The sequence below is a fragment of the Brevibacterium sp. LAARM3_SD1 genome (genome assembly GCF_057364765.1).
Window position 1 is genome coordinate 1 of sequence record NZ_JBNFOL010000033.1, and the last position, 13,193, is coordinate 13,193.

The 13,193-nt window shown below is 66.3% G+C and carries 11 protein-coding genes; 4 read left to right on the top strand and 7 right to left on the bottom strand.

The genetic code is table 11. The features are described 5' to 3' along the window. Positions 1-58 precede the first annotated feature (58 nt). Positions 59-868 (bottom strand): TSUP family transporter, encoded by an 810-nt coding sequence (locus tag AC2W7L_RS15465; RefSeq protein WP_486005152.1) that lies wholly within the window; start codon positions 866-868, stop codon positions 59-61. A 9-nt stretch (positions 869-877) separates the two neighbouring features. Continuing rightward, positions 878-2,725 (bottom strand): proline--tRNA ligase, encoded by a 1,848-nt coding sequence (locus AC2W7L_RS15470; protein WP_486005153.1) that lies wholly within the window; start codon positions 2,723-2,725, stop codon positions 878-880. A 206-nt stretch (positions 2,726-2,931) separates the two neighbouring features. On the opposite strand from AC2W7L_RS15470, the gene AC2W7L_RS15475 reads away from it, so the two are divergent. Both AC2W7L_RS15475 and AC2W7L_RS15480 read left to right on the top strand, forming a co-directional pair. After that, complete coding sequence (locus AC2W7L_RS15475; RefSeq protein WP_486005154.1) at positions 2,932-3,780, top strand: NUDIX hydrolase; 849 nt, start codon at positions 2,932-2,934, stop codon at positions 3,778-3,780. Between the two features lies 1 nt (position 3,781). Continuing rightward, positions 3,782-4,198, top strand: coding sequence for an RNA-binding S4 domain-containing protein (locus AC2W7L_RS15480; RefSeq protein ID WP_486005155.1), 417 nt, complete (start codon positions 3,782-3,784; stop codon positions 4,196-4,198). Positions 4,199-4,210: 12 nt separating this feature from the next. Here the strand turns inward: AC2W7L_RS15480 and AC2W7L_RS15485 are convergent, their stop codons facing one another. Together AC2W7L_RS15485 and ispG are read right to left on the bottom strand one after the other, a co-directional pair. Continuing rightward, positions 4,211-5,092 (bottom strand): GNAT family N-acetyltransferase, encoded by an 882-nt coding sequence (locus tag AC2W7L_RS15485; protein ID WP_486005156.1) that lies wholly within the window; start codon positions 5,090-5,092, stop codon positions 4,211-4,213. A gap of 81 nt (positions 5,093-5,173) precedes the next feature. After that, positions 5,174-6,337, bottom strand: coding sequence for a flavodoxin-dependent (E)-4-hydroxy-3-methylbut-2-enyl-diphosphate synthase (gene ispG, locus AC2W7L_RS15490; RefSeq protein ID WP_486005157.1), 1,164 nt, complete (start codon positions 6,335-6,337; stop codon positions 5,174-5,176). Positions 6,338-6,577: 240 nt separating this feature from the next. On the opposite strand from ispG, the gene AC2W7L_RS15495 reads away from it, so the two are divergent. After that, a complete protein-coding gene (locus tag AC2W7L_RS15495; protein WP_486005158.1) occupies positions 6,578-7,978 on the top strand; it encodes a serine hydrolase domain-containing protein in 1,401 nt (466 codons plus the stop codon). A gap of 20 nt (positions 7,979-7,998) precedes the next feature. Here AC2W7L_RS15495 and AC2W7L_RS15500 read toward each other — a convergent pair whose 3' ends face one another. Then, positions 7,999-9,438 (bottom strand): M50 family metallopeptidase, encoded by a 1,440-nt coding sequence (locus AC2W7L_RS15500; protein ID WP_486005159.1) that lies wholly within the window; start codon positions 9,436-9,438, stop codon positions 7,999-8,001. Next, on the bottom strand, positions 9,435-10,655 hold the full coding sequence (dxr, locus tag AC2W7L_RS15505; protein WP_486005160.1) for a 1-deoxy-D-xylulose-5-phosphate reductoisomerase: 1,221 nt from the start codon (positions 10,653-10,655) through the stop codon (positions 9,435-9,437). The genes AC2W7L_RS15500 and dxr overlap by 4 nt, the downstream gene beginning before the upstream one ends. 159 nt (positions 10,656-10,814) lie before the next feature. On the opposite strand from dxr, the gene AC2W7L_RS15510 reads away from it, so the two are divergent. Then, a complete protein-coding gene (locus AC2W7L_RS15510) occupies positions 10,815-12,014 on the top strand; it encodes an acyl-CoA dehydrogenase family protein (RefSeq protein WP_486005180.1) in 1,200 nt (399 codons plus the stop codon). Positions 12,015-12,220: 206 nt separating this feature from the next. On the opposite strand, the gene AC2W7L_RS15515 is transcribed toward AC2W7L_RS15510, so the two are convergent. Further along, positions 12,221-13,126, bottom strand: a complete 906-nt coding sequence (locus AC2W7L_RS15515) for a N5-glutamine methyltransferase family protein (protein ID WP_486005161.1) — start codon at positions 13,124-13,126, stop codon at positions 12,221-12,223. Positions 13,127-13,193 lie beyond the last annotated feature (67 nt).

Genomic DNA, 13,193 nt, shown 5'->3' on the forward strand with positions numbered 1-13,193 from the left:
TGACGGCGGCCCAGATACCTCGCGCGAGGTTGCTGGGACGCCGGTCCGCAGGTAGCAATCAGTGGATGAGGGTGGTGATGACGTCGAAGCCGAGTTTGAGGATGAGGGCGGAGACGACGATGACGAAGACGACGCGGACGAACCCCGAGCCCTTCGCCAGCGCGGTGCGGGCGCCGAAGATTCCGCCGGTGACATTGCCGACGGCCATGATCACGCCCAGCAGCCAGACGACCTGACCGTCGGGGATGAAGTAGACGAGCGCACCGAAGTTCGTCGCCCAGTTGATGACCTTCGCCGTGGCCGAGGCCTGCAGGAACGAGAATCCGATGATCGAGACGAAGGCGATGACGAGGAACGATCCCGTCCCCGGCCCGAGCACTCCGTCGTAGATGCCGATGACGAGCCCGATCAGCCACGACAGCGCGTGGTGGCGTTTCGACGATTCCCCGAAGCGCAGCGTGGCATCGGCGCCGAGGCTCGGGTTGAGCACGGTGAAGATCCCGACGCCGATGAGCGCCACCAGGATGATCGGGGTGAACGCGTCGCTGGGCACCAAGGTCGCGAGCTTCGCCCCGAGCACGGCGCCTAAGAACGCCGAGGCTGCCGCCGGGATCGTCGCCGACCGGTCCGGGGTGATCTTGCGCAGATAGGTGACCGCCGAGGCGGTCGTGCCCGCAATCGACCCGATCTTGTTCGTCGCGACCGCTTGGACGGGGCTCATCCCCGGCACCAGCAGCAGCGCGGGCAGCTGGATCAGACCGCCCCCGCCGACTACGGCATCGATCCACCCGGCGAGGACTCCCGCGGCGAGCAGCCACAGGACCATCGTCCACGTGACGTCGATGCCACCGGCGAGGGCTTCGAACACCGAGGCGGCTCAGGCGTTCTGGTCGGCGCTGATCGCCGCGTCGGCCGCGGCTGCGGCCTTCGCGTACGCCTCACGTACACGTGCCACGGTGGTGGGCACCACCTCGGCGACGGGCTGGTCGGACTTCTCCCCGGCCAACCGGTCGCGGACCTCGACGACGCCTTCGGCCAGACCGCGGCCGGCGACGATGACGGTGGGGATGCCGATGAGCTCGGCATCGGCGAACTTGAATCCGGGCGAGACCTTGTTGCGGTCATCGAGCAGGACGCTGACACCTTCGGCTTCGAGTTCGGCCGTCATCGTCTCGGCGGCCTGCGCGATCTCCTCACCCTTGCCGGCGACGATGATGTGCACATCGGCCGGGGCCAGGTGCTGAGGCCACAGAAGTCCGTCCTCGGAGTGGTATTCCTCGGCAATGCACGCCATGACGCGGGTGACGCCGAGGCCGTAGGAGCCCATGGTCACGGTCGTCGCCTTGCCGTTCTGGTCGAGGACCTTGAGGTCGAGGGAGTCGGCGTACTTACGTCCGAGCTTGAAGATCTGACCGATCTCGACACCGCGGGCCAGCTCCAACGGTCCGGAACCGTCCGGTGCCGGATCGCCGAGGACGACCTGGGCGGCTTCGATCGTGCCGTCGGCGACGAAGTCCCGTCCGGCGACGAGGTCGAAGACGTGGCGGCCGGGCTGGTTGGCTCCGGTGATCCAGCGGGTGCCGTCGACGACGCGGGGGTCCAGCAGATAACGGATCTTCGAGGGCGATTCGAGGCCGAGGACCGGCGCATCGAGCGAGTTTCCGGGCCCGATGTAGCCCTTGACGAGCTCCGGGTGGGCGGCGAGATCCTCAGGCGTGGCGGCTTCGAGGTCGACCTCTCCGTCGCCGAGCATTCCGGTGCCGGCGGCGCGGTCGAGATCGACTTCGCGGTCACCGGGCAGACCGATGACGACGATCTCGCGGGTGCCGTCGGGGTGGGTGACGGCGCAGACGACGTTCTTCAGCGTGTCTGCGGCGGTCCATTCGCGATCGGTGCGCGGGTGCGATGCGTTCGCAGCGGCCACGAGGGTCTCGATGGTCGGGGTGTCAGGGGTGTCCTCGACATGCGCGGCGGGCGACTGCGAGTAGGGAATCGCCTCGGGCACGATCGAGGTCACGGCCTCGACGTTCGCGGCATATCCGCCCGGGGACTTCACGAAGGTGTCCTCTCCGACCTCGGAGGGGTAGATGAACTCTTCTGTTCCGGAGCCGCCCATGGCGCCCGGGGTCGCCTTGACCGGCAGGCACGGCAGGCCGAGTCGGGCGAAGGCACGCAGGTAGGCCACGCGCATGGCCTCGTAGGAGGCGTCGAGTCCGGCGTCGTCGATGTCGAAGGAGTAGGCGTCCTTCATGATGAATTCGCGGCCGCGCAGCAGACCGGCGCGCGGACGAGCCTCGTCGCGGTACTTCGTCTGGATCTGGTAGATCGACAGCGGCAGGTCTTTGTACGAGGAGTAGAGGTCCTTGACCAGGAGGGTGAAGACCTCCTCATGGGTGGGGGCGAGGATGTAGTCGTTCTCGCGGCGGTCCTTGAGGTGGAAGAGGTCGGGTCCGAAGGCCTCCCACCGACCGGACTTCTTGTACGGATCGGCGGGCAGCAGGCCCGGGAAGTGGACTTCCTGGGAGCCGGCGAGCGCCATCTCTTCGCGCACGATGGCCTCGATCTTGCCGAGCACGGCCAGTCCCAGCGGCAGCCACGTGTAGATTCCCGGTGCCGACCTGCGGATGTATCCGGCACGGTGCAGCAGTTTGTGGCTGGCCACCTCGGCGCCGACCGGGTCCTCCTTCTGGGTTCGCACGAACAGGGACGACATGCGCAGGGCCATGGGTAAATCTCCTCAACTTGTCAAGACTCAGATCGAACACTATCGCACGCGGGCGAGCCGGAGGGAATCGGTGCGGGCGCGGATTCGTCACCTGGGGGAAGAGAATTAGACTGGGGGCTGCAGCACCGAAGCCCAGCATCGGTCGGGGCCGTCCGGAACCCCGGCCGGTCCCCGCTGAGATGACGAGTCCGAACGATACGAAGAGCATGCCTGATCCCAGCCAACTCACGCAGTTCCCGCGGCCCTCGGTCGCGGTCGACACCGCGGTCCTCTGCCCCGTGCCCGGCCGTGGCCTGCATGTTCTCATGACCCATCCCGGGGACGGGGTGTGGCAGCTGCCCGGGTCGATCCTGCGTCCGCAGGAACGCCTCGCCGAGGCGGTCGCCCGCTGTCTTCGTGAGAAGGCCCGCCTCGTCGACCGCGCTCCCGTCCAGCTGCACGTATTCGACCAGCCCGACCGTGATGATCGCGGCTGGGTCATCTCCGTGGCCCACCTCGATGTCCTCTCCGCCGCTGATGTCGGACTCGCCGAGGATGGCGGTCCAGGTGAGCAGGATACGGAAGACGCACCCACCGAGGCGGCCGTCGCGGATTCGTCTGCACCAGGTACCGATGACACCCCCGCCGAGGCGGCCATCCCCGAAACCGCCGACGCTGAGCTGCCGGAGTCGGATTCCGATCACCCGGACTCCCCCGTCCACCGACGGAAGCTCGTTCCCGTCCACGACGTCGGCGAGCTCAGTGCCGAACATCAGGAGATCGTCCGCGTGGCCGTGCACCGACTGCGGGCGTTCCACGAGCGCACCCCGGATCCCTTCGGACTGCTGGAGAAGGAGTTCTCGCTGCGTCAGCTGCGCGAACTCCACGAGATCGTCGCCGGTGAGAGCCTGCAGGCCGATACGTTCCGCCGCACCATGCTGCCGCTGCTCGACCCCACCGGGGAAGCTGTCAGCCAGGGACGAGGCCGTCCCGCGCAGACATTCACCCGGCGCTCGGCTCTGGCGCTGCGTGCCGACACCCGGGTCCAGGTCCCCGAGGGACCCCGACGGGAGTGAGATGACGGAGATCAACCGAGACGCGGACAAACACATGCGCGTCGACGTGTGGCTGTGGACGACGCGGATGTTCAAGACCCGCAATCTCGCCACTCAGGCCTGCCGCGGCGGGCATGTACAGGTCGACGGTCAGCGGGTCAAGGCCGCGCAGAAAGTGAACATCGGCCAAGAGGTGCGGGTGCGCAAGGCCGGCTCCGAGTTCATCTGGAAGATCACCGGCTTCATCCCCACGCGGATGCAGGCCTCCATCGCCGTTCAGTGCTATGAGGACCTCACTCCCCCGCCCGATCCCGCGCTGCGCGGGTTCGTGCCCCGGCGTGACAAGGGTCTGGGACGTCCGACGAAGAAGGACCGTCGGGAGATGGAGAAGTTCCTCGGCGATATGGCCAAGCCGCAGTCGCGCAACCGCCGCGACTGACATCCCGACCTCTCAGTACATGACGGTGGCGAAGGTTCCGACCTGTTCGAAGCCGACGCGGGCATACATGCGCAGCGCCGTCTCGTTGTAGTCGTTGGCGTACAGGCTCACTGTGGAATGGCCCTTGTCGCGGGTGCGTTGGACGACTGCTGCCATGCCGGCGGCCCCGAGACCCTGGTTGCGCACCTCGGGGTGGACCCACACGCCTTGGACCTGGACGATGCGGCGGGCACGGATGCCGATATCGGCCTTGAACAGCACCTGTTCGTCCTGTTCGGTGGCCGGCCAGTGGGGAACTGCGCCTCCCTGCGGCAGGGTCGACGAGATCCGGGCGTAGCAGTTCTTGCCGCGGATGATTCCGCGCACTCGCGACAGGTATCCGGCGGTGCCGTCCTCGATCGGTGAGAATCCGACCTCTTTGGTGAACATGTCGACGCTGGCGGGAAACACCGCGCCGAGGTCGTCGAGGGTCACTCGATGCACGTGCTCATCCGGGGTCACCTGCGGGTCGGAGCTGATGGCCAGCAGCGGCTGCCGTTCGCGCACTCCGCGCGCTCGGCCCCAATTGAGTCGCTGCTGCAGGTCGAGGATGACGGACCGGTTGCCGATGAGTGAGCAGGACACGCGTCCGTCGGCGTTGAGTTTGCGGGCGAGCACTTCGTTCGTCGCCGGGGTCGCCGCGACCGGGATGATGTTGCCGCCCACCCAGTAGGCGGCGACGGGCCGGTCGCCGTCGAAGATTCCGTACAGCGTGCCGGCCGGGGACCCCACCCGGGCCGTGCCCGTGACTTCGAGCAGGGAGATGAGGTAGACGTTCTCGCAGGGGTTGCGCGCAAGCAGGTCCGTCAGCCACCGAGTGTGCTGATGTTCCAGTCGTGCGATCCTCAGCGCCATGTGCCCCTGAACTCTTTCTCAGCCGTGAGCATGGGCCAATGGCTGGACCATGTCTCTGTTCGTCCTCACAAGGTATCGCACCTACCCGACGGTGACTTCAGGCGGCCCCGACGCAGCACCGGATGGCTGCCCCGCTGCCTCCTCGGCGATCCGGTTGGCCTCGTGGATGAGGGTCTCGACGATCTCGGATTCGGGCACGGTTCGGATGACCTCGCCCTTGACGAAGATCTGCCCCTTGCCGTTGCCGCTGGCCACACCGAGGTCGGCATCGCGGGCCTCACCGGGGCCGTTGACGACGCACCCCATGACGGCCACACGCAGCGGCACCTCCATGCCTTCGAGGCCTTCGGTGACGCGTTCGGCGAGCGTGTACACGTCCACCTGCGCGCGCCCACAGGACGGGCAGGAGACGATCTCGAGCTTCCGTGGCCGCAGGTTGAGGGATTCGAGGATCTGATTGCCGACCTTGACCTCCTCGGCGGGAGGCGCGGACAGCGACACCCGGATGGTGTCACCGATCCCCTCGGCCAGTAGGTGACCGAACGCCGTGGCAGACTTGATCGTGCCCTGAAAAGCGGGTCCCGCCTCGGTGACGCCGAGGTGGAGCGGCCAATCGCCGCGCTCGGCGAGCAGTTCGTAGGCGCGGACCATGATCACCGGGTCATGGTGTTTGACGGAGATCTTGAAGTCATAGAACCCGTGCTCTTCGAACAGGGACGCCTCCCACAGCGCTGATTCGACGAGCGCCTCGGGCGTCGCTCTGCCGTACTTGTCCATCAGTCGTTTGTCGAGCGATCCGGCGTTGACGCCGATACGGATGGACACGCCCGCCTCGGCGGCGGCCTTCGAGATCTCTTTGACCTGGTCGTCGAATTTGCGGATGTTGCCGGGATTGACGCGCACGCCCGCACAGCCGGCATCGATGGCGGCGAAGACGTACTTGGGTTGGAAGTGGATATCGGCGATGACGGGAATCTGCGATTTGCCGGCGATGATCGGCAGAGCCGCGGCGTCGTCGGCGGTGGGGCAGGCCACGCGCACAATATCGCAGCCGGCGGCGGTGAGTTCGGCGATCTGCTGCAGCGTCCCATTGATGTCCGTCGTCTGCGTCGTCGTCATCGACTGCACGCTCACCGGGGAATCGGATCCGACCCCGACCTTTCCGACATTGATCTGCCTCGTCTTCCTCCGCGGAGCAAGCACGGGAGGCGGTGGGGCGGGCATTCCGAGATTGACCGATGTCACGAAGGATCCCTTCAGTCGGGCTGCTGACCAGCCACAATGTCCGAGCCGGCGCCGATGCGGGACCCGGATTGTGCGAACCATCACCATTGTAGGACCTCCCACTGACACACCACTGTGCGTCCGCAGGGCGCATCCCGTGACGCCACCCGCAGCGCCGCCACCGCCCCACCGGCCCGGCTCGCGTTTCACCGGCCGACGGTAGTGTGAAGGTGACGTGAAGCCTGCACGAAGGAGCGAACTGTGAGCACACCCGGATTCGTCGAACCCGATGTCGAGGCGATGACCGCGGCCCTCGACGCCGAAGCACAGAAGCTCAACGACCAGGGCGGGTCCCTGGCCTGGGGAATCTTTCGCCGAGGCGGCCCTGCCCGAACCGCGAACGCCGACGTCCCGTACCGGATCGCTTCGATGACGAAGTCCTTCACCGCCGCGGCCATCGGGTTGCTCGCCGCGGACGGGCTCGACCTCGACGAGTCGTTCGGTGCCCTGCTCCCTGAACTGGCTGATACGGCCATCGCCGACCGCACCTGCCGACAGGCCCTGACGATGAGCACCGGGTTCACGAAGGACGATCCCTGGGCCGACCGGATGGAGGCGATGACTCCGGCCGAGCTCACCGACTGGGTGCACCGAGGTGCGATCGCCTGCGCCCCCGCCGACACCGGCTATGAGTATTCGAACCTCGGCTATGCCCTGCTCGGCATGGTCGCCGAGGCGGTCGCGGGCAGGACCTTCACCGAGTTCGCGTCCACAGAGGTCTTCGGACCCCTGAAACTGGAGCGCACCGGTTTCGACCACACCGTTTTCCCGGACCTTGCTCCCGGTCACCGCGTTGACCTCAATGGCGGCCTCCACCCGGCCGAGCTCACCGGTCCCGGGGTCTTCTCCCCGATCGGCGGGGTCATCTCCACCGTGAACGACATCGGCACATGGATGGACGCGCATCTCGACGCTCTCGAACGCATGGATACCTACGAACTCGCGTCTCGATCGCGGATCCTCACCGACAACCAGCAGCCACGACGGACCATGGAGGTCCAGAGGAGCGACCATCACGCGGAGTCGCTCAGCTACGGGCACGGGCTCGAGACACGTCTGGACACGCGTTTCGGTCGCGTCGTCTGCCATTCCGGCGGCTACCCCGGGTACGGCTCACATATGCGCTGGTTCCCGGATCTCGGGATGAGCATCGTCGCCCTCGGCAACACAACGTACTATCCGGCGCAGCGCGTCGTCCAGGACGCACTCGATCTCGGCTGGGCGGCGGCCACGGGACGACCGGGCACCCGACTGGAACGTCGGACCACCTCGGCACCGGTGCCCCGCTACCCCGCGGCCAGGGCCCAGATCGACACCGTCATAGCGGCGGCGAACCTCGTCAACAACTTCGACGACAACCTCGCCGAGGCGATCTTCTCGATGAACATGGACCTCGACGAACCCCGCGACGAGCGGCGGGAGCGCTTCGCACGGTGGCGAACGGAGAAGCAGCTCGACCGTCCCCTCACCGAGGCGGACCTCACGATGGTCTCCCCTTTGCGCGGAATCGTCACGGTGCCGAGTAAGGCAGAGGCGAAGGCCACGATCACGGTCGGACTCAATCACCTCGGCGAGGTGCAGGCGATCACCCTCAGTTCCTGAGCCCTCCTGCCGCCCGGAAACTAACCCCCGGAGTTGAAGATCGCGTCGAGGGTGATGGGTTTGACCAGGTCGACGTAGACGAGCAGCGCCGTCATGCACAGCATCAGTCCGATGCACACATACGTCAGCGGCAGCAGCTTCGCAGTGTCGAAGGGGCCGACGAGTCCGCGTCCGCGCCACCGGTTGATGCGGCGGCGCGCACCTTCGTAGAGGCCCACGGCGATGTGCCCGCCGTCGAGAGGCAGCAGCGGGATCATGTTGAACGCGAAGAGGAAGATGTTGAGCGAGCCGAGCATGCCCAGCCCCATCTGCGCCTTGTCAATGACGTCGATCTGGTCGGTTGACACGATCTCTCCGGCGATACGCCCGACGCCGACCATGCCGACGAGTCCCTCGGCGTCGCGATCCTTCGTGCCGACCGCCACCTCGCCGATGTCGACGAGTTTGACCGGCAGGGTGATGATCGCGTGGAACACACCGCTCACCTGGTCCCACACGGCTCCGGGGAACTCCCCGAGCGGCAGGGACTGACGTTCCTGCACCGGTCCGACGCCGAAGAATCCCTGGGTCTCCGTCTGCGGGGTCCCGTCCGCGTTGACCATGGCCTTGCCGTTCTCGTCGACCTTCGGCCGTTCGGTGGCGATGATCGGCACGGTCACTGTCTGGGACTGACCGTCGCGGATGAAGTCGACGTCGACGCGTTCGCCGGCATGGTCCTTGATGACCGAGGACAGCTGGTCCCAGTCGTTCGTCTCGGTGCCGGCGATCGCGGTGATCTCATCCCCCGGTTTGATCCCGGCTTCCCACGCAGGGGTGAGCTGATCGTCGTCACGGCAGGTGTTCTGCTCCGAGGCGGGACGCTGCTGCGCTTCGGAGGCGGGCACCGCACATTCGACGACGGTCTGGACGGTCGTCGTCGGGGTGATCACACCGATGCCCAGCAGCGAGATTCCCATGATGAGGATGCCCAGGACGAGGTTGACGAAGGGACCAGAGAACATGACGACGAGCCGTTTGGGCACGCTGAGCGCATAGAACGTCCGGTGCTCCTCCCCCGGCTCGATCTCCTGGTTCGAGAACTCCCGGGCATCGGCCATCGTGTCCTCGAACAGCCGCCCCTTCCGCTTCTTCCGGTCCCGGCGCAGCGGAGCGGCGACGCCGCTGGCACTGCCGCCCTTCTGCGCCGCGACGGCTCCCTCATGGCGAGCCTTCGTCGCCTCCTCGGGCGGATACATTCCCGGCATCGCGATGAACCCGCCCAGCGGGAACGCTTTGATGCCGTACTCGGTCTCACCGCGGCGGAAGGAGAACAAGGTCGGTCCGAAGCCGACCATATAGTGCGTGACTTTGACCCCGAACCTCTTCGCCGGGGTGAGGTGGCCGAGTTCGTGCAGCGCAATCGAGATCGAGATGCCGATGAGGAAGAGGATGATCCCGACGATGTAGAGCACAACTGTCATCGGCGGCCTCCGTTCTGATCGGCGACATCGGCGCGAGCGAAGTCGCGTGCCCATGCGTCGGCGGCCAGCACGGTCTCGACCGTATGCTCGGCCGCCGGTTCGTGAGCGGCCAAAGCACGGGCCAGACCTTTGTCGATTCCGGTGAAGGCGATGTCGCCGGCGATGAATGCGGCGACGAGCTCCTCATTGGCGGCGTTGAGCACCGCCGGATAGCTGCCACCCTTTCGGCCGGCGTCGATGGCCAGACCGAGCGCGGGAAAGGCGAGATGGTTGACCGGTTCGAATGACCAGTGCATGGGCTGTCCCCAGTTGTGCGGGACGGCTCCCGAGGTCAAACGCCTCGTCGTTCCGTCGTCCTGGGTGCCCAGAGCGTAGGAGATCGGCAGGCGCATATCCGGCGGGGAGATCTGTGCGATCGTCGAAGCATCGGCGAATTCGACCATCGAATGGATCTGCGACTGCGGATGCACGACGACTTCGATGTGGTCGAAGTCGATGCCGAAGAGCAGGTGCGCTTCGATGACTTCGAGGCCCTTGTTGACCAGGGTCGCCGAGTTGATGGTGATCATCGACCCCATCGACCACGTGGGATGGTTGAGCGCCTGAGCGGGAGTGACCCGACGCAGGGCATCACGGGTCATGCCGCGGAAGGGCCCGCCCGAGGCGGTGATGATGAGTTTGCTGACTTCTCCGTGCGTGCCGGCGCGCAGCGCCTGGGCGATGGCGGAGTGCTCGCTGTCGACCGGTACGAGTCGTGCGCCGGAGGCACGAGCGGCGTCGAGCACAATGGATCCGCCGATGATGAGCGATTCCTTGTTCGCCAGGGCCACATCCGTGCCGCGGTCGAGAGCGGCCAGGGTTGCGCCGAGGCCGGCGGCACCGGTGATCGCGTTGAGGACCATGTCCGCGTCCAAGCCCGCGACCGCCTCGGCGGCGTCGACACCTAAGTGGATGGCTTCGACGGGATCGGCGATGCCCCGCTCGGCAGCCATCTCGGTCAGCCGCGCACGCACCTCGGCTTCGCCTCCGGCTGGTGGGATCGTGAGCCCGATGACGGGGACGTGGAAATCGAGGGCCTGCTCGAGCAGAAGGTCGATCTGGGTCCCGGCGGCCAAGCCGAGAACCGCGTGCTCGTCCCGGTGTTCGGCGAGGACATCAAGGGCCTGGGTGCCGACCGAACCGGTTGAGCCGACTACAATGAAACCACGTTTACTCACGCCAACCGATGATGCCAAAGTTCTCTGGGAAATGACTCGACACGGACTCGTGTGGCGCCCGACGGACCATGGTCATCTGACGCGCTTCGGGACACCGACCCTTCGAGGTGTTCGGGCAGAGTAAGTGAGTGAAGAGAATCAATGGCGAAAGAGATGGATATGAGCAAGACGCTGAGCCCTGACGACATTCTTGGACTGGATTCGGTCTTCGAACCCGATGACCTCGAATTCGCATCGATCGTGAAGAAGTGGCTGGACGAGAACGTCCGTGAGAAGATCGGCGACTACTTCCTCGACGCCACCATCCCCGCCCGCGCACTGGCCGAAGGACTCGGCGAACTCGGCCTGCTGGGCATGCACCTCGACGGCTACGGCTGCGGCGGATCGACCGCAACTCAGTACGGACTGGCCTGCCGTGAGCTCGAGGCCATCGACTCCGGTCTGCGTTCGCTGGTGTCTGTGCAGGGTTCGCTGGCGATGTTCGCCATCCACCACTGGGGATCGGAAGCGCAGAAGGAAGAATGGCTGCCGAAGATGGCCGCCGGCAAGGCCATCGGCTGCTTCGGTCTGACCGAACCCGATGTCGGCTCCGACCCGTCGGGCATGAAGACGACCGCGAAGAAGGACGGATCCGACTGGATCCTCAACGGCGCGAAGATGTGGATCACGAACTCCCCTGTCTCCGACGTCATGGTCGTGTGGGCCAAGACCGAAGAGGTCGACGACAAGGGCAAGAACGTCGTCCGCGGCTTCGTCGTCCCCTCGAACACCGAGGGTGTGCAGACTCCGGAGATCCACCGCAAGATCTCGCTGCGTGCGTCGATCACCGGTGAGATCGTCCTCGACAACGTTCGTCTCCCCGAGGATGCCATGCTGCCGAAGGCCAAGGGACTCAAGGGCCCCCTGTCCTGCCTGTCCGAGGCCCGCTACGGCATCGTCTTCGGTGTCACCGGAGCCGCCCGCGACGCGCTGCTCTCCGCTCTGGAGTACACCGGCACCCGCGTCCAGTTCGATCGCCCGCTGGCATCGTTCCAGATCACTCAGCAGAAACTCGCGAAGGCCTTCGGCCAGTACTCGCAGATCACTCTGCTCGCCGCTCACCTGGGCAAGATCAAGGACTCGGAGAAGGGTGTGCGTCCGGAGCAGATCAGCCTGGGCAAGATGGTCAACGTCGACACCGCGATGAATGTCTGCCGTGACCTGCGCGCACTGTTCGGCGGCTCGGGCATCACGAGCGAGTACCCGCCGCTGCGTCACGCGGTCAACCTGGAGACCGTGCTCACCTACGAAGGCACGCACGAAGTGCATCAGCTGACCCTGGGTCGCACGATGACCGGAATCAACGCCTTCGCCAACTGAGCGACGTCGCCTAGGCGCTGCTGAGCGCTGAGCAACCTACCGCCCGTCGAATCCGCAAGGATTCGGCGGGCGGTCTGCGTACCGACGCCACCCGCACCGACTAGTTCAACGTGCAGGCGCGCAGCCTTAAGGCCGTGCGCGTGCATTTAGAACCAGTCGGTAGGCAGCCGGGCCGGCTGAAACCACCCGACTTCAGCCGACCGTTGTCATTTCTTCCCGTGGCCCGCAGGTGCCCGTCGCAGTTCGAGGACGACGGTGTGGTCATCCTCGCCGAGGTGGCTCCGGACTTCCAGCCCTCGCGCGGTGGCGAACCCGGTGGCCTCCGCGACCTGGTCGCGGCCGAGTTCGATGAGCAGCACACCGCCCGGAGCCAACCAGTCGAGCGACTCCGCGATGAGCCGTCGAACGAGGTCGAGCCCATCGGGGCCGCCGAAGAGAGCAGTGCTCGGTTCGAAGTCGAGAGCTTCGCGCGGCAGGAAGTCGACGGCGGTGACGGGCACATAGGGCGGGACGGCCGCGATGACGTCAACGCCGCAGCGCAGCTCGTCCGGCAGTCCGTCCAGACAGTCGAGGACATGCCCTTCCACGGTGGCACCGGACTCCCCCGTCTGTGCTGAGGCTTCCACGTTCGTCACGGCGCATCGCAAAGCCTGTTCGTCGGCATCACCGAGGTGGATGACCGCATCCGGCACCAAGGCGGCCACGACGGCGGCGACGGGACCAACTCCGCAGAAGGCTTCGAGCACAATGGGTTGTGGGACCGATTGCGCTCCTGGTCCGGCGCCACTCCCCCGGTGGTCGGTCAGCTGCCTGACGGCGGCCACTGCGCGTTCGGCCAGCAGTCTTGTCCGCTGCCGTGGCACAAACACTCCGGGCTGGACACTCAATCGCAAACCGGCGAAGTCGACCCATCCGACGATCTGCTCGAGGGGCTCACCGGATACACGGCGAGCCACCAGCCCATCGAGTCTCGGCGCGGAGCCGGCGACGGCAGTTGCGGAGCCATCGACGACAGGTGCGGAGCCAGTGAAGTCAGTTGCGACCGCCGCCTCAAGGAGGATCACTGCTTCGTCTTCGGCGAAGACGCAGCCCGCCGCGCGCAGCGTGTCCACGGTCTGCGGGAAGCGCCGATCAGCCCGAGCGTCGATGTCGTCTCTCGGGTCGAAGCCCCTGGTCTGC

Excerpts from the sequence above, each read along its gene's own strand:
- AC2W7L_RS15470 (WP_486005153.1), bottom strand. The coding sequence starts at position 2,725 with ATGGCCCTGCGCATGTCGTCCCTGTTCGTGCGAACCCAGAAGGAGGAC.
- AC2W7L_RS15475 (WP_486005154.1), top strand. The coding sequence starts at position 2,932 with ATGCCTGATCCCAGCCAACTCACGCAGTTCCCGCGGCCCTCGGTCGCG.
- AC2W7L_RS15480 (WP_486005155.1), top strand. The coding sequence starts at position 3,782 with ATGACGGAGATCAACCGAGACGCGGACAAACACATGCGCGTCGACGTG.
- AC2W7L_RS15485 (WP_486005156.1), bottom strand. The coding sequence starts at position 5,092 with ATGGCGCTGAGGATCGCACGACTGGAACATCAGCACACTCGGTGGCTG.
- AC2W7L_RS15500 (WP_486005159.1), bottom strand. The coding sequence starts at position 9,438 with ATGACAGTTGTGCTCTACATCGTCGGGATCATCCTCTTCCTCATCGGC.
- AC2W7L_RS15510 (WP_486005180.1), top strand. The coding sequence starts at position 10,815 with ATGAGCAAGACGCTGAGCCCTGACGACATTCTTGGACTGGATTCGGTC.